The sequence below is a fragment of the Snodgrassella sp. B3088 genome (assembly GCF_026535815.1).
In the GTDB taxonomy this organism is placed as follows: Bacteria; Pseudomonadota; Gammaproteobacteria; order Burkholderiales; family Neisseriaceae; genus Snodgrassella; species Snodgrassella alvi_E.
In genome coordinates this window covers 50,394-75,659 of record NZ_JAFNPG010000004.1, presented here as the reverse complement: position 1 = coordinate 75,659, position 25,266 = coordinate 50,394, and the positions used below count along the sequence as shown (strand labels likewise).

The window sequence follows — 25,266 nt, the reverse complement described above, 5'->3', positions numbered from 1 at the left end:
TTTATGCAATGCTAATAGGAAATAAAATTTTTTATAATTATAAATTCAGCTCAGGCGGATAATGCTTTCTTTTAAAATAAATTAGAATATAAACTAATCAGTTTTGATAGTACGCATAAAAAAGGCATAATCAAATTTATGCCTTTTATACTTTTATCTGCAAATCTTTTTAGAAGCACTTAAACTGCCATTTTTGCAAACAAATTTGCCTTTTGAACAATGCGAGATACCGCCCTTTTTCCCAGAGCAGGGTTGGCGATCTCTTGCTGCTTCTGCACTACTGAACGTACCTATCATAAATTCAGAAATCGAAAGTATAGCTAGCCATTTTTGCATTATTTCTCCTTATATTATTAGTAAAAATGTAAATTTATTATATGTATAAAGAATATCTATACACATTATTATTATAGTAAACGATATAAATATTTAATTTTTAGTAGTATATACGACACAGATTTTATATGTTGACCGCTTTCAAGCAGAGAAGTGCAAGTAACCATGCTTAAAGTAGAAGAGAATAAATAAAGCAGTGTTTGTCATCAATGATAATTATCTAAAATAAATAAATAATTGTTTAAACATTCCATTAAAAAGATTCAGCAAATTTGGACGGCCAATTGTTAATTTGCAAATAGAATTGAGTGGGTTCAGTTTGAGAAATTTGAGATATTCAAACTTGAAGAATAATATAAAACATTTATCTAAACTCTTTAATATTAATTTTGCTTAGCATGATGTGGTTTGGGTATCGGATAGAACGATAAAATCAATATCAGATAGTATAGAAAGTATTTCATGCCTCAATATTGGATATATCTGGCTTTACTTATTTAGAGTATTGAGAAATGTACAAAAAAGATTAAACCAATCAGCAAATTTCTGAATCAGATTGATGAAAATATGTTATTAAATAATAAACCATTTTAGTTAACATCTAAAAATTCTTTTATATATTTTAAAATAATGGTGTGAATATTTTTTCTGCTAACGCCATATCCATCTTTGCAAATAATTTTATTCTTTTCAGGCAAAATACTGAAAGCATCTTTTTTACATTCTTGTATGAAACTGAAATGCATGGCATCTTTAAGCAGAATATATCTGGTTACAGGCAAATTTTCAGCCAGATAACCTGATTCCATTTCAACGGGTAGGTCACCAATATTGATTTCAGCACCGATAATTAATGTAGGGATGGTTAAACTCTTCAGACTTGATTTAGTCAGCCCACGAGCAAATGCCGTATCTAGTGCAATAATCTTTTTCACTCTTGGGTCATACAGAAGGTTGAACGCTGATTGCTTATCTGATCTTATCCCTAACGCTTCACTTAGTTCACATTCGTGCTGAGCCTTAGTTATACGATAGTCCTCAAGAAACTGTGCAACGTTAAAATTAGCACCGCCAGCGACCATCACTGTCCAACCACCTAAAGAGTGTCCCAGTAATGAGATATTATTGTTGTCTACTTTTCCGGCAAAATCAGGATTTTCTTGCAAAAAGGTAATAGTACGTTGTAAATCGATTGGTCTTTGCCATAATTGTGCAGCTTGTTTCGGGGTTTTACTATATTTAGATATGTCTGGATGATCAATTAAAGCAACAATATATCCTAGTTTGGCAAGATTTGAAGCTATCCAGCTTAAGTTGCGCCAATTACCACCATATCCATGGGATATCACTAATAAAGAATATGTATTGTTTATAGGTTTGGCATTTTCTATTGCATAAAAACCTGAAAATACCGAACTATCAGCAAATAAAATTGGCTTTGAATCAGAATTGGTAGGATAGATTACAAAGATGTTTATTTCTCTTCTTTTATCGATATCTGATAGAGTTGAAGTTTTAAATCCTAGATTATTGGCATTGCTCAGAGATGATAGTAACAATAATATAATTAATGCTATTACTCTAAACATAATAGTGAATCTATTTAATAGACTTAAAATAAAAGCCATAAACTACATTTATGTAGTAAATAGCTTTAGCTCAATTAAAAATAATTTAATTTTAAGGATATGCCTGATATAAACTTTTAGCTTATCTGTGTCTGATGTTCATCACTCTGACGACTACGTATCACACCTATCTCGTAAACCGTTTCGCCTTGCTGCTGTAGAAACTGCTGCACCGCAGCAGCATCAGCAGCATTCACTACCAATACCATGCCGATGCCGCAGTTGAAAGTACGATACATTTCCTGGCTGTTCACTTGTCCGGCCTGTTGCAACCATTGAAATAGTTTGGGCAGTGGCCACGACTGAGCATCGATGGCGGCAACGGTATTATCTGGCAGTATGCGCGGTACATTTTCACTGATGCCACCGCCGGTGATGTGTGCCATACCTTTGATGGTAAACTGTTTCAACGCTGCAAGAATAGGTTTGACGTATAAGCGGGTAGGTGCAATGATCGTTTGCCTCAGGGTTTGGCCGTCTGCAAACGGGGCGTCCAGCTCTGGACGAGCACGTTCAATGATTTTGCGTACCAACGAGTAACCATTGGAATGGATGCCATTGGAGGCCAGCCCCAGCACAATATCACCAGCAGCAATACTGTGTCCATTGATAACCTGTTCTTTTTCCACAACTCCTACAGCAAATCCTGCTAGATCATACTCACCATCGGGATACATACCCGGCATTTCGGCAGTTTCTCCACCAATCAAGGCACAGCCAGATTGTTCACAACCAGAAGCAATACCTTTAATTACTGCGGCTGCTCGTTCTACATCCAGTTTGCCGCAGGCGAAATAATCCAGAAAAAACAGAGGTTCTGCACCCTGTACCAAAATATCGTTCACGCTCATTGCAACAAGATCGATGCCAACAGTGTCGTGCTGATCCCATTCGAAAGCCAGTTTTAGCTTGGTACCGACGCCATCAGTTCCAGAAACCAGTACTGGCTGACGGTATTTCTTGCTGATTTCCACCAAAGCGCCAAAGCCGCCCAAATCACCCAATACTTCAGGACGCATGGTGCGTTTGGCAAAAGGTTTAATTTTTTCGACCAGCGAATCGCCAGCATCAATATCAACACCGGCATCGCGATAACTCAGGGATTGGCTCATTAGTGCGCTTCCTTAGGGCAAAGTACAAAGCTGATTAAGATGAAACAGACAAAAATCATGTAATTTTAACATTTTTCAACTTTTGCCGCTGTTTAAATTAGCCGACTGAATAATGGACTGAATCTGCAATAAGGTTTGGTATTTTTTATTTTTACTGAGTGTTAATTTGACGTAGGGTGGATGGCAATAGGCTAAATCTGAGTATTTTTTTGATGGCAGATGTATATGATTTTTATGTATTTGCTACGGTCGGAATGATAAATGTGAAGAGGTACTGAATAAGCTAAGAAAAGGCCGAATCAACAGATTCGACCTTAGTATTAGACTGCTTCAGGCAGCTAATGTATTGTGTATACTGCTTAGGCTTTGCGAGCCGGCAGTTTTTCACGAATGCGGGCAGCTTTACCGGTTAAGCCACGCAGGTAATACAGTTTGGCACGGCGTACATCACCACGGCGTTTAACTTCGATTTTTTCAACGGCTGGAGAGTATAACTGGAATGTACGTTCCACACCTTCACCGCTGGAGATTTTACGTACGATGAAGTTGCTGTTCAGGCCACGGTTGCGACGAGCAATCACAATGCCTTCATAGGCTTGCAGACGGGTACGGCTACCTTCGGTAACGCGTACAGAAACAACCACGGTATCACCTGGCGCGAAGGCCGGGATTTCTTTATTCAAACGAGCGATTTCTTCCTGCTCTAATTGTTGAATCAAGTTCATATTAAGCTTCCTAATTATAATGGGATGTCCCGTTCCTCTTGTCTGATATTTTGCAAGAGTCTGGATTCCTCTGGGGTTAATACACGGCCGGCCAGTAAATCTGGTCGACGTGTCCAAGTGCGCCTAAGCGCCTGTGTTAATCGCCATTTGGCGATTAATGCATGATTGCCACTGCGTAATACGTCGGGAACGGTCTGTTGACGAAATTCTACCGGACGCGTGTAGTGCGGGCAATCAAGTAAACCAGTGGCAAATGAATCTTCTGCTGCTGAGCGTGCATCACCTAATGTACCTGGTAGCAGCCGGATAACAGCGTCCATTAACATCATGGCTGGTAATTCTCCGCCGGATACCACAAAGTCGCCAATGCTGATTTCGGTCACTTTGTTGCTGGTGAGAATACGTTCATCAATGCCTTCGTATCGGCCACACAGTACAATCAGTGCCGATTCATCGGCCAGACTGGCTGCTTGTGTGTGAGTCAGAGGTTTACCCTGTGGACTCATATAAATCAGCCGTCCTTCAGGGCTGGTCTTTCGAGCCATATCAATGGCGGCCTGTAAAGGCGGTGCCATCATAATCATGCCCGGGCCACCGCCGTAAGGGCGGTCATCAATATAGCCCAGCGGATTGTCAGCAAACTGCCGCGGATTGATTGCAGCAAACTGCCAGATTCCCTGCTGCAATGCACGTCCGGTAACGCCGCTGTCTGTAAGAGCAGTAAACATTTCCGGAAACAGGGTAATGGCCTGAATGTACATCAGTAGTCGCTGCCCCAGTCTACGCAAATCTGCTGTTGTGGCAGGTTTACTTCATCGATGTATTGTGCGACAAAAGGAATCAGTTTGCGGCCAAAATCGCCGTCTACTACCAGTACATCATGTGCACCGGTTTGCATTAATGAACTGACAGTACCAAGGTTTTCCTGTGTACGGTTAAATACGGTTAGGCCTATTAGGTCTGTCCAGTAATACTCATCTTCTTCGGTTTCTGCAAAGCTGGCACGGTCTATTTCAATGGTGAAGCCGCGCAGTAAGGCTGCGCTGTCACGATCGTTGATACCGTCAAACCGTACTTGTAATTCATCACCGCTGATTTTGCTTTCGGCAATGCTTACGGTTTTGGTTTGTCCATCTTTGCTCAGCTGCCATTGCGGATAGTCAAGCAGGCTATCGGTATATTCAGTATCGGAATGGACTTTTACCCAGCCCTTTACGCCAAATACACCTTTAATATAGCCCATTGCTACCCATTGTGGCTGTGTACTGTTCATTTGCTTTACTGCTGAATTAGGCCGCAGCCTTCTGTTCTTTAACCAGTTTGGCTACAGCTTCGCTCAGCTGCGCGCCTTGACCAATCCAGTGGTTCAGACGGTCTGTGCTTAGACGTACACGTTCCTGTTTTTCATTGGCAACAGGGTTGTAAAAACCAACGCGCTCGATGAAGCGGCCATCACGACGGTTGTGAGAGTCAGCTACGACGATGTTATAGAAAGGACGGTGTTTAGAACCACCGCGGGCCAAACGGATAACTACCATAGTTTATTCCTTAGTGAAAAATCGAAGTAATTTTATTCTGCCAAGACAACAGAAAATCGCTAATTTTAGTAGGTAAAACCCAGTCTTGGCAAGCTGTTAATGTATATTTGTTGTAGATATACTGTTGTGGATTTGTGTATTGCAGGAGATTTATTTTTTTGGCATTCTGATTGGTATTATTTGATTAAGCTATTGCTGTTTATGGTTAAATTTTTTCTAAATGCGATGTTTGTGGCCGATGGTAAAGCTTGATATATGGTTTTGTATTTTTGATAATAATTTATAAAATCATATATTTATGTTTGATTTTTGTGGCTGTGTTTACAGCTTTTTAATTTTTAGGGCTGCATTGCTTCATTTCTTCGCGTATCATAGCTGCCACGTGTTTTTGCGGATATCTTAACAATGAAACAGATTTTTTTGGATTTTGAACAACCTATAGCCGAATTGGTACAGAAAATTGATGAGCTTCGCTTTGTGCAGGATGAATCGGCTGTGGATATTTCCGAAGAAATCGCGCGCCTAAAAAAGAAAAGCGATGATTTAACCAAGAATCTTTTTGCCAAGCTGTCGCCGGTACAGATTTCGCAGGTATCACGTCATGCGCAGCGTCCTTATACTTTAGATTATATTGAGGCGCTGTGTACTGACTTTGAAGAGCTGCACGGCGACCGTGCTTTTGCTGATGATGCAGCAATAGTGGGCGGTCTGGCGCGCTTCAATGGAGAAAGTGTTATGGTAATCGGCCATCAGAAAGGCCGTGATACTAAGGAAAAAATTCGCCGTAATTTCGGCATGCCTAAACCGGAAGGTTATCGTAAGGCATTGCGGTTAATGAAGCTGGCGGAAAAATTCAAGATCCCCTTGCTGACATTTATCGATACCCCTGGTGCTTATCCGGGTATTGGTGCAGAAGAACGTGGCCAGTCTGAAGCAATTGGACGCAATCTATATGAGCTGGCACGACTAAAGGTGCCGGTAATTTGTACGATTATTGGCGAGGGTGGCTCTGGTGGTGCGCTGGCTATAGCTGTAGGCGATTATGTAAATATGCTTCAATTTTCTACCTATTCTGTGATCTCACCGGAGGGCTGTGCTTCAATTCTGTGGAAAACTGCGGAAAAAGCACCGGAAGCAGCACAGGCACTTGGCATTACTGCCAAACGCCTGCTAGAGCTGAAATTGATTGATAAGGTGATTGAAGAGCCTTTGGGTGGAGCGCATCGCAATTATCCGGAAATTATGCAACGGGTGAAAGCGGTACTGACTAGCCAGTTAGAAGAGGCCAAAGGCAAGCAGTTGTCGAGTTTACTTACCCGTCGCTTTGACCGCCTGATGCATTATGGTCAGTTCAACGCTAAATAATTTATGTGTCCGTTTATGTGACAATATTGCACAACAATGGTCAGCCTCTGTGGCTGACCGTTGTATTTTGACTGTTGGCCTTAGTGGTGGTCTGGATTCTGTGGTATTGCTGCATGCACTGACTCAGTTGCGTAATGTACTGCCGTTGCAATTGTCTGCTATTCATGTGCATCATGGCTTAAGTAGCCATGCTGATGAGTGGGCTGCTTTTTGTCAGAAGGTCTGCGCAACTTGGTCTGTTCCACTAAAGCTGGTTAAGGTAACGGTCAGTGCCAGCGGAGAGGGTGTGGAAGCTGCGGCTCGTAAGGCGCGTTATCAGGCTTATGCAGAAAGTGGAGCGGAAGTGGTGGTGCTGGCACATCATCGTGATGACCAGATTGAAACTTTTTTTCTAGGCGCACTACGTGGCGGCGGTCTGCGTTCTCTGGCTGCGATGCCGGACGTGCGGGCATTAACAGAGCACACTATTCTATGGCGGCCACTGTTGCCTTTTTCGCGCGAGCAGCTGAAGAATTATGCTGAAGCGATGCAGCTTGAGCATATAGAAGACGACAGTAACCGCAACTGCATCTATCTGCGCAACTGGCTACGTCTGGATGGTTTGCCATACTGGCGTGCCCATTTGCCATATATGGATAATCAAGTTGAAGCTGCTGTTAGTCGTTTGCAGGATGAGCTGGCGTTGCTGGATGAGGTGGCTGAAGCTGATTGGGCACTGTTGCATGCACAGCAACAGGGTTTTGATATTTCGTTGTGGCAAACACTCAGCGCAGCACGGCGCCGGCAGCAATTGCGTCTTTTTGCTCAGAAAAATGGTCTGGGCATGTCTACTTCAGCTTCACTGACAGAATTTGCAAGACAGTTGATGGAAAGCAAAAATGGTGCACAATGGTCTTTACCATACGCTTGTGTAATCTATTATGATTTCAGGTTGTGGATAAATAAAAAGCATGCATCAGCTCAATGGCCTTGGTTTGATTTGCTGCCGGTAAGTAGCATGCAACTGATGAAGGCTGGTTATTTAGAATGGAGATGTCATAATTTTGGTTTGGTGGAAATTGCTGACGAATGGACAGTTCGTCAGGTCGATGTTCAGGATACAATTGTTTTAAAAGGAGGTAGAAAAAAGGTTAAAAAATTATTACAGGAACGGAAAATTCCTCCTTTTATGCGTGCTGTCTGGCCAGTATTGTGTGATGCCGATAATCATTGTATTGCTGTGATTAATGTGGCTGTTGCCGCTAACGTAGGTGTTGCTGATGGCTGGATGCCTTTGATGAAGGATTTGCCTATTAGGCTATAAGTTGGAAAATTAATAATTCAGCTACGCAGACTCAGCTGTCGATTGATGCAATAACAATAAAATTAGAGGATAACTATATGCATGAAAACCGTACCCCACAGGTGGAAGAACAGGTGTTGGTGCGTAAGGCTCAGCAGGGTGATGCGCAGATTTTCAGTTTGCTGGTGAGCAAATATCAGCGTCGATTAAAGCATTTTCTGCGTCGTTTTACTCATGACGATCAGATTACGTTGGATGTGGTACAGGAAACCTTTCTCAAAGCCTACAAAGCGTTACCTCAGTTTCGGGCTAGTAGTCAGTTTTATACTTGGTTATGCTGTATTGGGATGAATACGGCTAAGTCTATGATTGCTGTATATGGACGCGAACCGCAAATGATTACTGAAATAGTGGATGAGAATGGGGAAGAAGTTGATGTTCTCGAACATTTGTCCGACTATCAGACACCTGAAAAACAATTATTAAACCGCGAGTTGATTGATGTGCTGGGCGAAGCAATTGATCAGTTGCCACCTAATTTGCGTCAACCGATTATTCTTTTCGAAATCAATGATTTGTCATATGAAGAAATTGCTCAGATAATGGGCTGTCCGATTGGTACTGTACGCTCACGAATTGCAAGGGCGCGGGAACTATTATCTGCTGAAGTTGAAAGCAGATTTGAACATGATTGATAAGGACTCAGAACATTTGTGGCAAAGTGTGAAGTAATTTGTTTACAGTTCCCATCTCAATAGGCTGGAAAATTCTGCTGGGTATGCTTGAGTTAATAATGTATAGAAACAGCATGCAGATTATTTACCAGAAAATCTGGTTGCTATTTGATAGAGGAAGCTTTTTTAATTCTTGCATGCGCGTATGGGTCAAGTCTGCAATATTAACTTTAAGCTTGTGGCGCCAGAAATATTTTCTGAATATCTTATGATATTCCGGCCGGTAATATTTTGTCTGCAGTGGGGTGCCTGACTCTGGTAAGTGCAGGAATATTCTGTCAATTTTACTAAGTATTTGTAAGAATTAGGAAAATAATTACTCTATTCACTCTTGAATTGTGGCCGCCTAGCCTTACTTTATTTATCGAAATGAATTTTACGTCCCGCTATATATGCGGGTTTGTATTAACCAACTTTGAGGTGCTTTACGCACCAAAGATGTGGAGAAGATAATATGACTATTCGTCCTTTGAATGACCGTGTTGTGGTAAAACGTTTGGAAGCTGAAGAAAAAACAGCTTCTGGTATTGTATTGCCAGGTTCTGCTGCTGAAAAACCTGATATGGGTGAAGTGATTGCAGTTGGTAACGGCAAACTGCTGAAAAACGGCGACCGTCTGAAAGTGGATGTGAAAGTTGGCGATAAAGTGATTTTCGGTAAATACAGCGGTCAAACTGTTAAAGTTGACGGTGAAGAATTGCTGGTAATGCGCGAAGAAGACATTTTCGGTATTGTTGAATAATTGTTTATCCAGAAATTCTATTTTATTTGTATTTGCGTAATTGATTATTAAAGATTAGGAGTTTCAAATGGCAGCAAAAGATGTGAAATTCTCTGACGAAGCTCGTCAGAAAATGGTTGCTGGTGTCAATGTTCTGGCTGAAGCAGTAAAAGTAACTCTTGGCCCTAAAGGCCGCAATGTATTGCTGGACCGTGCTTTTGGCGGCCCGCATATCACCAAAGATGGTGTGTCTGTTGCAAAAGAAGTGGAACTGAAAGACAAATTCGAAAACATGGGTGCGCAGCTGGTTAAGGAAGTGGCTTCTAAAACCAATGATGTGGCCGGTGACGGTACCACTACTGCTACTGTGTTAGCACAGGCGATTGTCACTGAAGGTATGAAATACGTGACTGCCGGCATGAATCCGATGGATCTGAAACGCGGCATTGATAAAGCGGTTGAAGCAGTAATTGCTGAGCTGAAAACCATTTCCAAACCTGTACCGGAAAAATCTAAAGAGATTTCTCAAGTTGCATCTATTTCTGCTAACGCTGATGAATCCATTGGTGAAATCATTGCTAAAGCTATGAATGAAGTAGGCAAAGAAGGTGTGATTACTGTTGAAGACGGTAAATCTCTGGAAAATGAAGTTGAAGTGGTTAAAGGTATGCAGTTTGACCGTGGCTACTTGTCTCCTTACTTCGTAACTGATGTAGAAAAACAGATTGCCGGTCTGGATAGCCCATACATTCTGTTGTTTGATAAAAAAATCTCTAACATCCGTGATTTGCTGCCGGTACTGGAGCAGGTTGCTAAAACCAGCCGTCCATTGCTGATTATTGCTGAAGATGTTGAAGGTGAAGCTCTGGCTACGCTGGTGGTGAACAACATCCGTGGTATTCTGAAAACCGTTGCTGTTAAAGCGCCGGGCTTCGGTGACCGCCGCAAAGCCATGTTGCAGGATATTGCTATCCTGACCGGTGGTACCGTGATTGCTGAAGAAGTGGGTCTGTCTTTGGAAAAAGCCACTCTGGAAGATTTGGGTCAGGCTAAACGTGTAGAAGTGGGTAAAGAAAACACCACTGTGATTGATGGTTTGGGTGACAAGGCTGCTGTTGAAGCCCGTGTTGCTGAAATCCGCAAACAGATTGAAACTGCAACCAGCGACTACGATAAAGAAAAATTACAGGAACGTGTGGCTAAACTGGCCGGCGGTGTGGCTGTAATTAAAGTAGGCGCTGCCACAGAAGTAGAAATGAAAGAGAAAAAAGACCGCGTAGATGATGCTCTGCATGCTACTCGTGCTGCTGTGGAAGAAGGTGTGGTAGCCGGTGGTGGTGTAGCTCTACTACGCGCCCGTGCAGCCATTAAAGACCTGAAAGGTGCCAATGCTGATCAGGAAGCTGGTGTGAAAATCGTGCTGAAAGCAGTTGAAGCGCCGTTGCGTCAGATTGTGGCCAATGCTGGTGATGAACCAAGCGTTGTGGTGAACAATGTATTGAATGGTTCTGGTAACTATGGTTACAACGCTGGTACCGGTGAATACGGCGATATGCTGGAAATGGGTGTGTTGGATCCTGCTAAAGTAACCCGCACTGCCTTGCAGCATGCTGCTTCCATTGCTGGCCTGATGCTGACTACTGATTGCATGATCACCGAATTACCGGAAGACAAACCTGCAGCTCCAGATATGGGTGGCATGGGCGGTATGGGTGGCATGGGCGGCATGATGTAATGCAGCCTTAGGCACTCAGCTTAGTAAATGAAAAAGCCGGATATTAAAATATCCGGCTTTTCTTTTGTATAAGAAGACAAATTTTAATAAATTGTTTGTTCAAAAATTTAGTTATTTAACAATTGGTTTCTATGGGCGATATCTGGCAATTTTAAAAAGATGCTACAAAAAATTTAGCATCGTCGCATTACTTTAGGTAGTTGCGTTGTAGGGTATATATTTACAACTTTGTATTAATCGAGCTGATTGTGTGGTAACTGTGGATATATATATATAGAAAATGAGTTCGTTTTATTAATAAACTGTTTTTGAAATTATGATAATAAAAATAATATCGAACGCTTGCTTACTTTTTCCTCATAAAAATTACTTTTAGTTGATGATTTCTATACTTTAAATTTAAAGATATATAAACGGATATCGTAAAATTTGCGGTTTGATTTTGTCTCAATATTGTTTGAAATTTATCATTTGGAGATGAATCATCTAAATTTTAGAAATTTTATCATGATGAATAAATATTGTTTAAATTAATTGATAATTTATTGTTCTTATGAATAATTATATTAATTATATATGCGTATAAGAAGTTGTATTGTCATTATTTCACCAGATCCACGCCGCGATTAGCCAATTCATCGGCTTTTTCATTTCCTGGATGGCCAGCATGGCCTTTGACCCAGTGCCAGTGCACCTGATGTTTGTGTACTTCGACATCCAGTAGCTGCCATAACTCGGCGTTTTTTACTGGTTGTTTTGAGGCGGTTTTCCAGCCGCGTGCTTTCCAGTTGTGTATCCATTCCTGCATGCCTTTTTTAACGTACTGGGAATCAGTATAGATATGAACAATGCAGGGACGCTTTAGGGCTGCCAGTCCTTGTATGACAGCGGTTAGTTCCATACGGTTGTTGGTGGTGTTGGCTTCGCCGCCAAAAAGTTCTTTGCTATGGCTACCGGATTGCAGGTATGCACCCCAGCCACCTAAGCCGGGATTACCTTTGCAGGCGCCATCGGTATATAGGATTACTTCGCTCATGTTTCTAGGCTGTCTGGCAAAAGGTTTACTATATCATGGCTGGGGTGGCAGAACCTTGCCGGGATTGAGAATGTTTTTTGGGTCAAAATAGTGTTTCTGCGCCCACATCCAGTTGATTTCTGCTGATGTTCGTACTTGTGATAGCCATTGGTTTTTCAGTTGGCCGATGCCGTGCTCGGCAGCGATGCTACCTTGATGTTGTAAAACTTGTTCGTAGACCACTTGGTTAATTTCTTTTTCATAGTGGTATACGTCGTTGCTGCGGATGTCGGCAATGAAAACGTTGTAATGCAGGCTGCCGTCGCCCAGATGTCCGAAGAGAATGGTTTTGGTTTGTGGAAAGGCTGTGAAGAGGCTCTGCTGGCAGCTTTCGATAAAATCGGCTACTCTTTCTATTGGTACTACGATATCGTGTTTGATACTGGCGCCCAGACTGCGCTGAGCTGCAGATATGTTTTCGCGCAATGTCCACAGGTGCTGACGTTTGGTTTCTGAATCGGCAATGATGGCATTGAGCCAGTTGCCTTGTTCGAGTACGTTGATTAATGGCTCGGTCAGATCTTGAGTGGGCAAGCTATCGGTAAGCTCAAACAGAATATGCCATTTAGCATTGACTGGTTCTTGCAGCTGGCTGTATCTGGCTGACAGATTCAGGGCAGCCTGACTGATTAATTCAAAGCTGGACAAGCGTTCGGAGAAATGGTTTTTAAGGGCAGAGAGTAGGCTGGTGGCTGCCTGTATGTTATCTAATCCGACCCATGCGGTGAGTATGCTTTGCGGTGGTGCAAAGAGTTTAAGAGTGGCGGCGGTAATGATGGCCAGTGTGCCTTCGCTGCCGATGATTTGCTGGCTCATTTCGTAGCCGCTGGTATTTTTATGCAGTGGATTGAGGTGACTCACCAGTTGACCGTCGGGCAGTACGTATTCTAATCCAAGTACCAGATCGCGCATGGTGCCGTAACGCACAACATTTAGTCCACCAGCATTGCAGGCGATATTACCACCTATCTGGCAGGAGCCTTCGCTGGCGAGGCTGAGGGGAAAATAACGGTTGGCCTGTTTGGCTGCGGCCTGTACATCTGCCAGTATCATGCCGGCTTCTACGGTAATGGTGTTATCGGCCAGACTCAGCTTGCGGACGCGGTTGAGTTTGCTGAGTGAAAGGATGATACCTTTACCGGCAGTGCAGCTATGAGGGGTGGCTGCTCCGCACAATCCGGTATTGCCTCCCTGAGGCGTAATCGGTATTTGTTGCTGCTGGCAGTAACGCAGAATGCTCTGTACAGCGGATACTGAATGCGGTTGTAATACGGCAAATACCTGTCCATGATAACGGCCGCGCTGGTCTGTACAGTAAGGCTCAATAAGGCTGGAATCGGTAATGATTTCTCTGGCACTGAGTAGCTGAGACAGATGCGCTAGATGGCTGGTGGTTGTCATGGCAGTTCACCTTAAGAGAAGAATAAGAAGATTGTACGGCAAATACTGAGGTTGTTTGGTGAAATCTACGCTGTTAGACAATGTTACAATATCGTGAATTGGTAATTTAAGTAAGGAAAAGGTATGTATTTTGTTGATCGCAGTGCGGTGGTGCTGAAACCAGCTCAGGCGTTTCTGGATTGGCTGCACCAGACCAGTGAAGATTTGCCGGAATTGACGTTGGCGCAATTGCAAAGTAATTGTACGACGCTGCTGGTACCGGAATTTGAAACGCCTGAGCAAATAATCGGTTATTTAGGTGAACGATTTAAATTGATTTTTGAGGCTGAGCTTTCTGCTTGGGAAGTAGACCGAAAATTGTGGCCGGCGCTGGATATTGACCAGTTCTGGAATTTTTTCACTGTTGAAGTACATGATATGGTTCTGGATCTGGTAGATGCACAGTTGGAGATATCGCCCGTATATGGTGACGAATAGGGGCGCTGACTGATGCAAGCCTGTGTTGTGCGTGTGCGCCCGTCTTTGAGAGCTCAGTTTTTGGCTCTGATTATGCATGGGCTGGCACTCACTGCTGTTGTGCTGTATAGCACAGGCTGGCAGCGGGCGTTGTTTTTGCTGGTCTGGGTACTATCCGTTTTGTGGGCGGGTTATGGTTTGCTTCATACCAGAATAAAACGAATTGAAATCAATGGTCAGGAGCAGGCCAGTCTGATACTGACATCCAGAAAAGGGGCAATTCCTGCTGTCTTGTCTACTGACAGTGTTATCAGAGCCAGACTGATGGCTTTGCGATGGCAGACCGCCAAAGGGAGCGTGTATCAATTATTGTTGCCAGATATGACAGATGCGCCGTCATGGCGGCGGTTGCAGGTATGGGCTCGTTGGTGTCAGCCGCATACGGCTCAGGTTGCTGAGCCGCAATCAATTTTGTATAAGGTCATCCATTGGCTGCGGCTCAGGATGAATAATTAGAATAATGACAGAAAAATTTCATGCAACTGAATTAAAACGCTGGCTACAGCATCTGGAACAGGGTGTGACGGGCGGGCAGATTGATATGGGACTGACTCGTGTAGGTACGGTGCGGGAACGCATGGGACTACAACCGCATTGTCCAGTGGTTATTGTGGGTGGGACAAATGGCAAAGGTTCTGTCTGTGCCTATCTAACGCAGATTTATCGCGAAGCTGGCTATCGTGTGGGTACACTTACCAGCCCACACTTGCTGCGTTTTAATGAGCGAATCGCTATCAATGGGCAGCCGGTTGCGGATGAGCTGATAGTTCAGGCGTTTGAACGTATAGAGGCTGAACGTGGTAATACTGTACTAACTTACTTTGAATTCAATACACTGGCTGCAGTGGAAGTCTTTGACCAGCAGAAGGTAGATATTATGGTGCTGGAAGTGGGACTGGGTGGCCGGCTGGATGCAGTAAATGTATTTGATGCGGATGTGGCGGTGATTACCAGTATCGATCTGGATCATGAAGCCTATCTTGGCAATACGATAGAAAAAGTGGCGTTTGAAAAAGCCGGTATTATGCGTGGTGGCCGGCCAGTGATTTGTGCTCAGCTGCCGGTACCGGAAAGTTTAGCGGCACATGCTGAGGCAGTGGGTGCAGATTTACTGCTGCTTGGACGGGATTTTGATTATCATAAGCTGGAAATGCAGCAATGGTCATACCGTTTTCATCCCCAAAACAGTCAATTGTCTGTTGGAGAACATGCCCGCCATGCTCTGCCAATACCGGCTTTGCGAGGGAACTTTCAACTGAGTAATGCGGCCTGTGCGTTGACAGTATTGGAATGCTTGTCAGATCGTCTGCCGCTGGATATCGGTGCGATTAAACGTGGTTTGCTGCGAGTACATCATCCGGGCAGGTTTCAGGTATTACCCGGTCGGCCACTGACGATATTGGATGTGGGGCATAATCCTCATGCGGCACGGGCGTTGCGCAACAGCCTGATTACTTTACCGTATGCAGAGAAACGTCTGGCTGTTTTTAGTATGCTCGCTGATAAGGATATTGAAGGGGTACTGGAAATTGTGAAAGACCAGTTTGATAGCTGGTATATTGCGCCGCTGCATTTACCGCGAGGTCTGACAACAGCAGCGCTGGAAGAGAAATTTGCTCGCCAGCATATTTCGGCGATAACAACTTATGCTTCAGTAGCAGAGGCTTATCGTGCAGCTTTATCACAAGCGGGTGAGAATGATAGAATTGTGGTATTTGGTTCGTTTCATACCGTAGCAGAAATAATGGATTTGTCATCGTTGTAAATTTTAAAATCGAAACGAGCACGACAGAGGAGTGGATAACGCATGAATGCTCAGGAAAATTACGAACAGCTGAAACGGCGAAATCGGCGCCGTTTGGTCGGTGCACTGATTATGGTGGTGATTGCTGCTATTCTGCTGCTTGTTATGCTGAGCCGTCGTACTCCTCAGCCAGTACCAGCTCCACAGCTGGATATCAAAGCAGCTTCTGCAGCCAAACCGGCTAGTGCGGCTATGGATACACAATCTGCTTCTGCGGTGGTGCTGGAACCAGCAGCCAGTGCACCTGCTTTGCCGGTAACGGTGCCTGCCTCTGAGGTTGCTAGCATACCAGTTTCATCGGCAGCATCTGTACCGCCAGCTGAAAACCATGTTTCTAAAACGGCTGCAACGGTAGTGCCAGTTGTGCCGCAAGTGAAACCCGTACGTCCGGCGCCTCAGAAAGTAGAGGCAGAGAAAACTACAGTTAAGCCGGTTGTGCAACCAGCCAAAACCCTTACTGAACATAAATCACAGCCTGTGGAACAAAAACGGTTGCATCATGAAGAAGCTGTTGCTTCGCCTAGAATAAAACCGGCAGCTACTAGACCAGTAGAAGCTGCCGAGAAAAATCCGCCAGTGAGGGTGACAACTGTAACCAAACCTCGCACTCCAACGGAAACTGTTGAGAAACCAGCCAGTAAAGCGCCAGCTGCTGCGGAAAACAGAAAACAACAAACTGTAGGTAATACCACTGTGTCTTCAACAAAAACAGTTGTTGAAAGCGAAAAGAAAACCTCGACAGTAGCCAAAACACCAGTGAAAAATCCTGCTCCGGTCAAACCGGCTGCTATGCCTAAACAAAATAGTAATGCAGCAAGTGGCAAGAACAGCAATACTACGGGCAGACTGACGCCGCAACAGATATTGGAAAATAAAGCTGCTGCAGCTGTGAGCAGAAAGAGTACGACAGAGCAGAGCCGTAATAATAAAGCGCCTGTCGCCGCCACGAACAACAGCAAGGATGCGGTGGAGCGTACAGTGATTCAGATTGGTGCCTATACCACTGAAGCGCAGGCCAATCTGGTTCAGCAGCGTTTGGCAGTGGCCGGTGTGCCAGTGAGTATTACGACTAGCCAGACCAGTAAGGGTACGCTGTATCGGGTACGCAGCCGTGTTTACAATAGCCGCAGTCAGGCAATGCAGAATCTGGATAAAGTACATGCTGTTGGGCTGGATGGTTTGGTAATCGGTTTATAGGATATTGATACGGGCATGACACTGTTTGATTTTCTGGCTCTGGGCGTGATTTTGCTGACCACACTGGTAGCGATGATGCGCGGTCTGGTGGGCGAGATAGCCGCTTTATTATGCTGGCTGGTAGCCTTTCTCGGTGCCAAGATGTTGGCCGCGCCGGTAGCGGATATGGCTTTTCCTACGATGCAGCCCCGTGCGCTGGCTGTTGCTTTGTCTTTTGTACTGGTGTTTGGGGTGATGTGGATAGTGCAGCGACTATTTCGTGCGCTGATTACTTCCGCTTTGCAATCAATTGGTCTAGGTGGTGTCAACCGGATTTTCGGTGCCTGTTTTGGGGCGGTGAAAGGCGTGATTATTGTTACACTGGTGGTATTGCTGTGTGCTTTTACTGATTTACCCAAAACGCCAGCATGGCGTGATTCGGCTACAGCAGGTATGTTTGAGCAATTGGCTATGCTTGCGGTGCCGTACCTGCCGTCTTTTGTGGCTGAGAAGCTGAATTCGCCATCGGTATAAACGTATGAATTATCTGACTAAATACAACGCGCGTTTTTAATTACAAAACGCGCGTATTTATTTGTCTTAAATGGAGAGAATAATGTGTGGTGTTTTGGGTATTGTTGCGCATGAGCCGGTGAATCAGCTTTTATACGATGGTTTACAGATGTTGCAGCATCGCGGTCAGGATGCGGCTGGGATTGTGACAGCGGAAGGTACGATGTTTCATATGCATAAAGGCCGAGGTATGGTGCGTGATGTATTCCGTACCCGCAACATGCGTGAATTGGTAGGTAATGTTGGCATTGCTCATGTACGCTATCCGACGGCCGGTAATGCCAATTGTAGTGCCGAAGCGCAGCCTTTTTATGTCAATTCACCGTTTGGTATTGTGCTGGCACACAATGGTAATCTGACCAACACAGAAGAGCTGTTTAAGAATGTCTGCTTTACTGATCTGCGCCATGTGAATACGCGCTCGGATTCGGAAGTATTGTTGAATGTGTTGGCGCGGGAGCTTGAAAATCAGGTGGGTAATCGCACTACTTTGGCTCTTTCAGACATATTTGCTGCAGTGGCTGCACTGCACAAACGTGTGCATGGTGCCTATGGGGTGGTAGCTTTGATTGCAGGCTATGGTTTGCTGGCTTTCCGTGATCCGTTCGGCATCCGTCCGTTGTGTTTAGGGCAGCGGGAGCAGGATGGAAAAACTGATTATGTGGTGGCTTCGGAATCAGTGGTGTTTCCTAGTTTGGATTTTGAGCTGCTGCGGGATGTGGCTCCCGGGGAGGCGATTTTCATCAGCAATGAAGGGCAACTGTTTTCGCAGCAGTGTGCGCAGACACCTCATCTGATGCCGTGCCTGTTTGAATATGTTTATTTTGCCCGTCCTGATTCGGTGATTGACGGAGTATCGGTATATCAGGCCCGATTAAATATGGGTGTCACCCTAGCAGAAAAAGTAAAACGTACGCTGAACTTGCAAGATATCGATGTGGTGATGCCGGTACCGGACACTAGCCGCCCTAGTGCGATGGAGCTGGCTCAACATCTAAATAAACCTTATCGCGAAGGCTTATTTAAAAACCGTTATATTGGGCGGACATTTATTATGCCCGGACAGTCGGTACGAAAAAAATCGGTACGGCAGAAACTCAATCCGATGAATTATGAATTCAGTGGTAAACGAGTTTTGCTGGTTGATGATTCGATTGTACGCGGTACCACAAGCCGCGAAATTGTAGATATGGTGCGGGAAGCTGGCGCTACTCGTGTGTACTTTGCTTCTGCTGCACCAGCGGTGCTGTATCCCAATGTCTATGGTATCGATATGCCGACGAGAGAAGAGCTAATTTCTTACCGGCGCAATGCTGAGCAGGTGGCAGCTGAGATTGGCGCCGATGGCGTGGTATTTCAGGATCTGGCTGATTTGCAAGCGGTGGTTTTGAAATTGAATCCGCACATTGAGGGTTTTGACAGCTCGTGTTTTGATGGTCGATATATTACTGGAGATGTGGATGAATCTTATCTGCAGCAGCTATCTACGCGTAAAAATACTCTGGCCACTTCTTTTGTGGTGCCTGGTGTGATTGAACACAGTGTTAGTGTACAGGAAGATGAGGATGACGAAGAATAGCTCAGCATTAGCGTACTTTTCCTCAGTATGTATTTGTGTTGCTATTTAGACTCGTTTAAGTATTTGCCGGTAGTACTTAGCAAAATGTGGTGATAGCTGCATTAAGTGACACGATACGTAAAATAATATTTATGTTATTTGTCTGTGATGTATGTGATAGTGAAAAGCAGCCATATGGCTGCTTTTTCGATAAAATTTTACTAGAGTGGTTGTTTAGCTGGCCGATCAGTAGTTAATGATGACTTTCATGGCTTTCTCATCTGCGGCATGCTTGAATACTTCATAAGCTTTTTCCAGTTCATTGAATTGGAAATGATGGGTAGCCAGTTTTTGCATCGGTAGTTTGCCTGAACAGCAGGTTTTCAGCAGCATGCCGGTGGTATTGGCGTTAACCAGACCAGTGGTGATGGTGAGGTTTTTAATCCATAGTTTTTCCAGCTCAAAATTAACGGACTGTCCGTGAACCCCAACATTGGCTAGATGACCGCCTTCTTTTACGATGCGCTGGCAGATATCCCATGTGGCTCCAAGTCCTACTGCTTCCATGGCACAATCTACACCTCGTCCACCAGTATATTCGAGTACACGTGCAACGGCATCTTCACGGGCAGAATTGATAGTCTGTGTAGCACCCAGTTCTTTAGCCATGTGTAAACGGTTATCGTCCATATCAATCATGATAATTTGGCTTGGCGTATATAGCTGTGCCGTTAACAGACAGCTCATACCGACTGGACCGGCACCAACAATGGCCACTGTATCGCCGGGTTTGACATCGCCGTACTGTACCCCGATTTCATGGGCAGTGGGGAGAGCGTCTGACAGTAGTACGGCGACATCTTCGTTCAAATCCGGTGGTAATCGATATAGTGAATTATCAGCAAAAGGAGTGCGTACATATTCAGCCTGTGTACCGTCAATCATATAACCCATAATCCAGCCGCCACCGCTCTGACAATGTGCATACAATTGTTTCTGACAGTTTTCACAAATTCCACAGCGGCTAACACAGGAAATAATTACTTTATCTCCCTTTTTGAAATGCTTCACTGCGCTACCGGTTTCTTCAACAATGCCAATACCCTCATGTCCCAAAATCCGGCCGTTAAATGCTCCTTCTTTTTGAGTTGCTTTTTGTTCGATTTCAGGATTTTTGCCTTTCCAGATACCCAAATCCGTACCGCAAATAGTGGTTTTGGTTAAGCGGATAACGGCATCGGTGGGGTCGATAATTTTCGGTTTATCTCGTTCTTCAAAGCGGATATCGCCGGCACCGTAGTAGACCATTGCTTTCATGCTGCATCCTCCATAAAACCATTGAAAAAATCATCCTTTAGTATGGATGAATCATGTAATAACAAATTGTATTCCTATGATTTCTATACCACAATTTATTAGCCATCTGAAAGTTTATGTATGGCATATTATTAATCTGCCTCAAATAACGGCTATAGAGGCTTGGGTGATCTATATTTTATGAAAAGGTATACAGTTTCTGCTTTGAATATTTGTAGGGCAGCATACAAGTGAAGTAGTTGCCATATAGACACAAAAAATCCGTGCCCGAGCACGGATGTTTTATGCAAGCATTTAAATAATTTTGGCTGAAAGTGGTTTACCATCCAGACCTTCCATCATGTCGGACAATTCATCGGCATGGTCTTCTTCTTCAGCCAGAATGTGTTCGAGCAGACGTTTGGTGGTGGTGTCATAGTCGCCAACATACATGATGGTTTGGCGGTATAAATCGATTACAATACGTTCTGCAATCAAGTCTGATTCCACCATTTCGCGCAGGGTTTCGCCTTCAACATATTCGGTGGGTGAGCGCTGGATAAAAACATCTGGATTCAAATCTGGCTCTCCACCCAGCTGGGTAATGCGTTCAGCCAGCATGGCAGCGTGTTTTTGTTCTTGTTCAGCGTGTTCCATGAATTCTTCTTTTACTGCATCCATAAACAGGCCGCTGGCCATATAGTAATGGCGTAAATAGCGCAGTACACACACCCATTCAGAAGCCAACGCTATATTTAGTAGTTCAATTACTCTATCTACATCCAGCTCATAGGTGGAGGTTACGGCTCCATCCTGATAATTTTTACGAGCATTGGTTCGTAATTCTTCAGTAGTACTGAATTTTACATCGCGTTTGAGTGGTTTGCGTTTATTCATTTTTATCTCCTTGCTGATATTAATTAATTTGTTTCTGGTACTTAGTGTTCCTTTTGTAAGGTAGCTGATTACATAAGTGGTTGTCTATGCAACTATTTTTAATATACGTAATAGTTAGATGAATCTGATTGCATAACGTATATTTATTTGGATTTATTTTAAATAACTAATAAATAAAGTGAAAATTGTATAAATCATTCTGCATAATAATATTCTCAATCAATATCTAATAAAAAAATAAATTTATTGTATTAACATATTGTTATGCATTTTCTTATGTAGAAAAAAATAGCAAAAGCTTACTGTAATTTAATTACAGCAGAATAGCTTGATCAGTACAGAATATAAATTATTGTACTTTTATGATAGATAAGTTGCTCATTTTTATGAAATAAAATAACAACAGAAATATGCAGAATATTAAATAAATAAAATTATATCTTATTTGGTTAATTAATACTTAATAAGGTAAATCGATATTTTAGGCAATGTATGATGCAAAAATGAAAAAAACTCATAACGGTTAACTGCATTTATTTTATTAAATTTTTAAAAAATAAGAATAAAAAATTGCATGAGCGTTTTGATTATTAATGCATTTAATACAGGAAGTGAGACGGTTATGAAACATTCTAAACTAATGCTTAAATCCCTAGTCATAGCTGTTTCTCTTGCCTTAACGGCTTGCGGTGGTGGCAGTGGTGGAGTGCATTCTAATTCTACAGAAACAGGTGGTGGCTCTGGCGGTGAGGATACTGGTAACGGCCATTCCGGCGGCGATGAAATCACGCCGAAACCACCATCAGATAAACCACCAGTGAATGATCCGCCATCTGAAAAGCCAACATCACCGGTAAAACCACCAGAGAAACCACCGGTAATTCCGCCAACAGATCAGCCGGATGTTCCTGATAATATTCCCATGCCTTCTGTGAATCCGTCCCAGCTAGACAGCAGTGAACAGGCTATTGCCATTCCTTTAAGTAAGAATCAATATACCAGAAGCAACAATGGTGAAGACAATACACAGGCCAATCGTCTGAATCTTAAGGATGCTCGTGATCAGGAGTTAGACGGAAGAGGCGTTAAAGTAGGAATTGTGGATTTGCCAGTCAGTCTGAATCATCCTGCTTTGCCAGACAATATTGTTGATTTAGGCCAATTTGGTACGGTATACAATGGTGAGGCCTATCCTCATGGCGATGCAGTTGCCCTGAATATAGCTGGCAAGGATGTACGTGGAAAAAAACTGGGCATTGCCCCCGCTGCGCAGATATATTCAGCCAGTGCTTCAGACAGTCGCGGAGCAGGCCAAATCAATATACAAGCTACCATCAAGGGATTTTATGCACTGGATAAAGCTGGTGTAAAAATCGTCAATAATAGTTATGGCACCAATTATGTGACCAATAAAGCGTGGTATATCTATGATGCCAAAAATTATCTGAACGCTGATAACCCAAAAATTAAACAAAATAGTTATATCGGCCAATTGCTTACGTTGGTAGAAGATGACATGCTGTTTATCTGGGCAGCGGGTAATGGCGGCTTAAATCAGCCTAGTATTCAATCATTATTGCCATTAGTAGAACCAGAGCTACAAAAGGGCTGGATTGCAGTGGCCGGAGTATCTGCTGATAACAAAATTGAAGATTACTCCAATCGATGCGGCGACGCTAAAAATTGGTGTATGGTGGCTTACTATCAGCCACAAACGGCCAATTTAAATGCCAAACCTGGTGAAGATATCAATGGATTACCGCTTACTACTACTTCTGGTACTTCTTTCTCCGCACCACAGGTTACAGCAGCAGCCGTACTGGTGAAACAGAAATATCCATGGATGAGCAATGATAATCTGCGCACCACTTTACTGACCACAGCTACAGATTTAGGTGCTAAAGGTGTGGATTCAGTTTATGGCTGGGGATTGCTGAATATCGGTAAAGCCGTAAATGGGCCGGCTCAGTTTGCCTTTGGCGATTTTAATGCCAATGTCAGCAGTGGCCAGTATATTTTCAGCAATGATATCAGTGGAACTGGCGGATTAATCAAGAATGGCAACGGTACATTGATTTTGACGGGCAGTCACAGCTATCAAGGTAATACCATCATTAATTCTGGAATGCTATCGCTGGATGGCAGCAGTCAGTCTGCGGCGAAAATTTCCAAAGACGGTACCTATCAGGTGCACGGTAGTACTGGAGCGGTGAATAATCAGGGTACGTTTGTCAGCCGCGATGCCACGATTAATGGAGACTACAGCCAGAGTGAAGAGGCAACATTTCAAACCAGTCTGGGCAGCAAAACAGCTATAAATGGTACAGCCAGTCTGGCTGGCCGGTTGTATTTCGACGGCCTGAAATCTAGCTTTGTGCCACAGACTGGTCTTCAAGTAGCAGTTATCAATGCGCAGAAGCGCGTAGGAGAATTCAGCCAAACTGCATTAGCGTCAGGAATATTACTGGACGGGAAAGCCAGTTATGATGGCGACAATGTGAATTTTGATGTAACGCGGATATCAGCACGGCAGGCGGTACAAAATAACGGTCTGTTAACGCGCAGCATAGCTGATCCGGCAATTGAGGCTGCAGCTGCAGCGATTGATACCAGCTTCAGCCAGCTAGACAAACTGTCGTCAGTAACAGGCACAGATGGTCCAACAGCAGAATTGTTTGCTGGTGCCAACCGGATTCAGAATGTCCAGACAGCAGAAACGTTACGGCGTTCACTGTATTCATTATCAGGTGCGGTATACAGCAATGCCAATGTAGTGAATACCCTGACACTGGGCAAGCTGAATACAGACTTTATGTCGTCTATCCGCAATGATAGCGCCGAACCGGCACTGATTATGGAATTTAACCATTCACAGAATCGGTGGAATCCAAGCGAAGTGCGCGGCAAGCAGAATAGCAACAGCGGTCTGATTGGTGTAAGCAGAAATTTTGGTAATGGTTGGTCAGGAGCAGCGGCATACAGTTTCCAGAATACAGACTGGAGTGAAAGAGATGGTAGTGCCGATATCAAGAGCAACGGCTTAACACTGGGCACCTTCTATGCGCCGGCCAACTGGCGGGGTGCGTACCTATCCGGTAGTTTAGGGTATAACCGCTATTCCAATGATGTTACCCGTGGCATATGGCTGGGCACAACCAGAGAGGATAGCGGAGCGAAAACGAAAGGTAATGTGTGGCAGCTGGCATTGAACGGCGGTAAAGCATTCGCTATGAAAGGTCTGACACTGACACCGCAGTTAGGTTTACGCTACGACTATCTGCAACAGAACAGTTTCAGTGAAGCCGGAGCAGAAGGATATGGCTTATATGGCAGAAAGCTAAACAAAGGCATAGTAACTGGCAGTGCCGGCTTAGTAGCTGAATATCTGTTTGATATAAGGGATATAGTGGCGAATATCTTTGGAGCAGTGGGTGTGGAGCATGATTTCAGAGACCGAGAATATGCCACACGAGGAGGATTTAGTGGAATTCATAGTGATGCAAGAGCGGGTAAATGGTCGTCAGCCAGAACACGCTGGAATGCAGCAATTGGTAGCAATGTACAAGTGAGCCGTAATGTGAGTGCTGGTATTCAGTATCAGTACGAGAATGGCAGTCACTGGCACAGTAATTCAGGGCGGGCAAATCTAAGAATACGGTTCTAGATACAAGTCAAACAGTGATTATCAAATGAGAATAGGGTTTTATTCGTTATGAAATCCTATTTTATTTATAACATATTTTTAATTAAAAAACAAAACTTAAGTTAAAATTAGAAATCTTATAATTTTATGA

At 43.8% G+C, this 25,266-nt stretch carries 23 protein-coding genes; 12 read left to right on the top strand and 11 right to left on the bottom strand.

Features of this window, described 5'->3' with window-relative positions; genetic code table 11:
• Positions 1–153: 153 nt before the first annotated feature.
• The 7 genes from J3U75_RS03535 to rpsP all read right to left on the bottom strand — a co-directional run bounded on the left by J3U75_RS03535 (position 154) and on the right by rpsP (position 5,339).
• Positions 154–336, bottom strand: coding sequence for a hypothetical protein (locus tag J3U75_RS03535; protein ID WP_267390552.1), 183 nt, complete (start codon positions 334–336; stop codon positions 154–156).
• Between the two features lie 590 nt (positions 337–926).
• On the bottom strand, positions 927–1,964 hold the full coding sequence (locus J3U75_RS03530; RefSeq protein WP_267390551.1) for an alpha/beta hydrolase family protein: 1,038 nt from the start codon (positions 1,962–1,964) through the stop codon (positions 927–929).
• Positions 1,965–2,041: 77 nt separating this feature from the next.
• Positions 2,042–3,076: a phosphoribosylformylglycinamidine cyclo-ligase gene (gene purM, locus J3U75_RS03525; protein ID WP_267390550.1), complete on the bottom strand. Its 1,035-nt coding sequence runs from the start codon at positions 3,074–3,076 to the stop codon at positions 2,042–2,044.
• Between the two features lie 359 nt (positions 3,077–3,435).
• Entirely contained in the window at positions 3,436–3,801 is a 366-nt protein-coding gene (rplS, locus tag J3U75_RS03520) for a 50S ribosomal protein L19 (protein WP_025331156.1), read from the bottom strand.
• Positions 3,802–3,815: 14 nt separating this feature from the next.
• Positions 3,816–4,562, bottom strand: a complete 747-nt coding sequence (gene trmD / locus J3U75_RS03515; RefSeq protein WP_267390547.1) for a tRNA (guanosine(37)-N1)-methyltransferase TrmD — start codon at positions 4,560–4,562, stop codon at positions 3,816–3,818.
• Positions 4,562–5,074 (bottom strand): ribosome maturation factor RimM, encoded by a 513-nt coding sequence (gene rimM / locus J3U75_RS03510; RefSeq protein ID WP_100140314.1) that lies wholly within the window; start codon positions 5,072–5,074, stop codon positions 4,562–4,564. Before rimM ends, trmD begins: the two co-directional genes overlap by 1 nt.
• Before the next feature lie 16 nt (positions 5,075–5,090).
• Positions 5,091–5,339, bottom strand: a complete 249-nt coding sequence (gene rpsP, locus J3U75_RS03505) for a 30S ribosomal protein S16 (protein WP_100140313.1) — start codon at positions 5,337–5,339, stop codon at positions 5,091–5,093.
• A gap of 405 nt (positions 5,340–5,744) precedes the next feature.
• On the opposite strand from rpsP, the gene J3U75_RS03500 reads away from it, so the two are divergent.
• The 5 genes from J3U75_RS03500 (at position 5,745) to groL (ending at position 11,176) form a co-directional block, all read left to right on the top strand.
• Positions 5,745–6,704 (top strand): acetyl-CoA carboxylase carboxyltransferase subunit alpha, encoded by a 960-nt coding sequence (locus J3U75_RS03500; RefSeq protein WP_100140312.1) that lies wholly within the window; start codon positions 5,745–5,747, stop codon positions 6,702–6,704.
• Positions 6,682–8,007, top strand: coding sequence for a tRNA lysidine(34) synthetase TilS (gene tilS, locus J3U75_RS03495; protein WP_267390546.1), 1,326 nt, complete (start codon positions 6,682–6,684; stop codon positions 8,005–8,007). The genes J3U75_RS03500 and tilS overlap by 23 nt, the downstream gene beginning before the upstream one ends.
• Positions 8,008–8,084: 77 nt before the next feature.
• On the top strand, positions 8,085–8,681 hold the full coding sequence (locus tag J3U75_RS03490; protein WP_100140310.1) for a sigma-70 family RNA polymerase sigma factor: 597 nt from the start codon (positions 8,085–8,087) through the stop codon (positions 8,679–8,681).
• A 493-nt stretch (positions 8,682–9,174) separates the two neighbouring features.
• Positions 9,175–9,462 (top strand): co-chaperone GroES, encoded by a 288-nt coding sequence (gene groES, locus J3U75_RS03485; RefSeq protein WP_100140309.1) that lies wholly within the window; start codon positions 9,175–9,177, stop codon positions 9,460–9,462.
• A gap of 67 nt (positions 9,463–9,529) precedes the next feature.
• Positions 9,530–11,176, top strand: a complete 1,647-nt coding sequence (groL, locus tag J3U75_RS03480; RefSeq protein WP_100140308.1) for a chaperonin GroEL — start codon at positions 9,530–9,532, stop codon at positions 11,174–11,176.
• Between the two features lie 601 nt (positions 11,177–11,777).
• On the opposite strand, the gene rnhA is transcribed toward groL, so the two are convergent.
• Both rnhA and J3U75_RS03470 read right to left on the bottom strand, forming a co-directional pair.
• A complete protein-coding gene (gene rnhA / locus J3U75_RS03475) occupies positions 11,778–12,212 on the bottom strand; it encodes a ribonuclease HI (RefSeq protein ID WP_267390542.1) in 435 nt (144 codons plus the stop codon).
• 33 nt (positions 12,213–12,245) lie between these two features.
• The gene (locus J3U75_RS03470; protein ID WP_267390541.1) at positions 12,246–13,652 is read right to left on the bottom strand and encodes an FAD-binding oxidoreductase; all 1,407 of its coding nucleotides are present in this window, start codon (positions 13,650–13,652) and stop codon (positions 12,246–12,248) included.
• 123 nt (positions 13,653–13,775) lie between these two features.
• Here J3U75_RS03470 and J3U75_RS03465 point away from each other — a divergent pair, with 123 nt between their 5' ends.
• The 6 genes from J3U75_RS03465 to purF all read left to right on the top strand — a co-directional run bounded on the left by J3U75_RS03465 (position 13,776) and on the right by purF (position 19,300).
• The gene (locus J3U75_RS03465; protein WP_100140304.1) at positions 13,776–14,129 is read left to right on the top strand and encodes a hypothetical protein; all 354 of its coding nucleotides are present in this window, start codon (positions 13,776–13,778) and stop codon (positions 14,127–14,129) included.
• Between the two features lie 12 nt (positions 14,130–14,141).
• Positions 14,142–14,624: a protein YgfX gene (locus J3U75_RS03460; protein WP_267390540.1), complete on the top strand. Its 483-nt coding sequence runs from the start codon at positions 14,142–14,144 to the stop codon at positions 14,622–14,624.
• 4 nt (positions 14,625–14,628) lie between these two features.
• Positions 14,629–15,933 carry a bifunctional tetrahydrofolate synthase/dihydrofolate synthase gene (gene folC, locus J3U75_RS03455; RefSeq protein WP_267390539.1) on the top strand — a complete coding sequence of 435 codons (1,305 nt, stop codon included), beginning with the start codon at positions 14,629–14,631 and terminating at the stop codon, positions 15,931–15,933.
• Between the two features lie 42 nt (positions 15,934–15,975).
• A complete protein-coding gene (locus J3U75_RS03450; RefSeq protein WP_267390538.1) occupies positions 15,976–17,169 on the top strand; it encodes an SPOR domain-containing protein in 1,194 nt (397 codons plus the stop codon).
• Positions 17,170–17,184: 15 nt separating this feature from the next.
• On the top strand, positions 17,185–17,682 hold the full coding sequence (locus J3U75_RS03445) for a CvpA family protein (RefSeq protein ID WP_267390537.1): 498 nt from the start codon (positions 17,185–17,187) through the stop codon (positions 17,680–17,682).
• Between the two features lie 82 nt (positions 17,683–17,764).
• Entirely contained in the window at positions 17,765–19,300 is a 1,536-nt protein-coding gene (gene purF, locus J3U75_RS03440; protein ID WP_100140299.1) for an amidophosphoribosyltransferase, read from the top strand.
• Positions 19,301–19,525: 225 nt separating this feature from the next.
• Here the strand turns inward: purF and J3U75_RS03435 are convergent, their stop codons facing one another.
• Together J3U75_RS03435 and J3U75_RS03430 are read right to left on the bottom strand one after the other, a co-directional pair.
• Complete coding sequence (locus J3U75_RS03435) at positions 19,526–20,596, bottom strand: zinc-dependent alcohol dehydrogenase family protein (protein ID WP_267390535.1); 1,071 nt, start codon at positions 20,594–20,596, stop codon at positions 19,526–19,528.
• Positions 20,597–20,890: 294 nt separating this feature from the next.
• Positions 20,891–21,472, bottom strand: a complete 582-nt coding sequence (locus tag J3U75_RS03430) for a ferritin-like domain-containing protein (RefSeq protein WP_100140297.1) — start codon at positions 21,470–21,472, stop codon at positions 20,891–20,893.
• 622 nt (positions 21,473–22,094) lie between these two features.
• Here J3U75_RS03430 and J3U75_RS03425 point away from each other — a divergent pair.
• Entirely contained in the window at positions 22,095–25,136 is a 3,042-nt protein-coding gene (locus J3U75_RS03425; RefSeq protein WP_267390534.1) for a S8 family serine peptidase, read from the top strand.
• The last annotated feature ends 130 nt before the right edge of the window (positions 25,137–25,266 follow it).

Coding starts and splice junctions, on each gene's coding strand:
- J3U75_RS03425 (WP_267390534.1), top strand. CDS start 22,095: ATGAAACATTCTAAACTAATGCTTAAATCCCTAGTCATAGCTGTTTCT.
- J3U75_RS03460 (WP_267390540.1), top strand. CDS start 14,142: ATGCAAGCCTGTGTTGTGCGTGTGCGCCCGTCTTTGAGAGCTCAGTTT.
- purF (WP_100140299.1), top strand. CDS start 17,765: ATGTGTGGTGTTTTGGGTATTGTTGCGCATGAGCCGGTGAATCAGCTT.
- rplS (WP_025331156.1), bottom strand. CDS start 3,801: ATGAACTTGATTCAACAATTAGAGCAGGAAGAAATCGCTCGTTTGAAT.
- trmD (WP_267390547.1), bottom strand. CDS start 4,562: ATGTACATTCAGGCCATTACCCTGTTTCCGGAAATGTTTACTGCTCTT.
- J3U75_RS03445 (WP_267390537.1), top strand. CDS start 17,185: ATGACACTGTTTGATTTTCTGGCTCTGGGCGTGATTTTGCTGACCACA.
- folC (WP_267390539.1), top strand. CDS start 14,629: ATGACAGAAAAATTTCATGCAACTGAATTAAAACGCTGGCTACAGCAT.
- groES (WP_100140309.1), top strand. CDS start 9,175: ATGACTATTCGTCCTTTGAATGACCGTGTTGTGGTAAAACGTTTGGAA.
- J3U75_RS03535 (WP_267390552.1), bottom strand. CDS start 336: ATGCAAAAATGGCTAGCTATACTTTCGATTTCTGAATTTATGATAGGT.
- J3U75_RS03470 (WP_267390541.1), bottom strand. CDS start 13,652: ATGACAACCACCAGCCATCTAGCGCATCTGTCTCAGCTACTCAGTGCC.
- J3U75_RS03450 (WP_267390538.1), top strand. CDS start 15,976: ATGAATGCTCAGGAAAATTACGAACAGCTGAAACGGCGAAATCGGCGC.
- J3U75_RS03435 (WP_267390535.1), bottom strand. CDS start 20,596: ATGAAAGCAATGGTCTACTACGGTGCCGGCGATATCCGCTTTGAAGAA.
- J3U75_RS03430 (WP_100140297.1), bottom strand. CDS start 21,472: ATGAATAAACGCAAACCACTCAAACGCGATGTAAAATTCAGTACTACT.
- groL (WP_100140308.1), top strand. CDS start 9,530: ATGGCAGCAAAAGATGTGAAATTCTCTGACGAAGCTCGTCAGAAAATG.
- purM (WP_267390550.1), bottom strand. CDS start 3,076: ATGAGCCAATCCCTGAGTTATCGCGATGCCGGTGTTGATATTGATGCT.
- J3U75_RS03500 (WP_100140312.1), top strand. CDS start 5,745: ATGAAACAGATTTTTTTGGATTTTGAACAACCTATAGCCGAATTGGTA.
- J3U75_RS03465 (WP_100140304.1), top strand. CDS start 13,776: ATGTATTTTGTTGATCGCAGTGCGGTGGTGCTGAAACCAGCTCAGGCG.
- J3U75_RS03530 (WP_267390551.1), bottom strand. CDS start 1,964: ATGGCTTTTATTTTAAGTCTATTAAATAGATTCACTATTATGTTTAGA.
- tilS (WP_267390546.1), top strand. CDS start 6,682: ATGGTCAGTTCAACGCTAAATAATTTATGTGTCCGTTTATGTGACAAT.
- rpsP (WP_100140313.1), bottom strand. CDS start 5,339: ATGGTAGTTATCCGTTTGGCCCGCGGTGGTTCTAAACACCGTCCTTTC.
- J3U75_RS03490 (WP_100140310.1), top strand. CDS start 8,085: ATGCATGAAAACCGTACCCCACAGGTGGAAGAACAGGTGTTGGTGCGT.
- rnhA (WP_267390542.1), bottom strand. CDS start 12,212: ATGAGCGAAGTAATCCTATATACCGATGGCGCCTGCAAAGGTAATCCC.
- rimM (WP_100140314.1), bottom strand. CDS start 5,074: ATGAACAGTACACAGCCACAATGGGTAGCAATGGGCTATATTAAAGGT.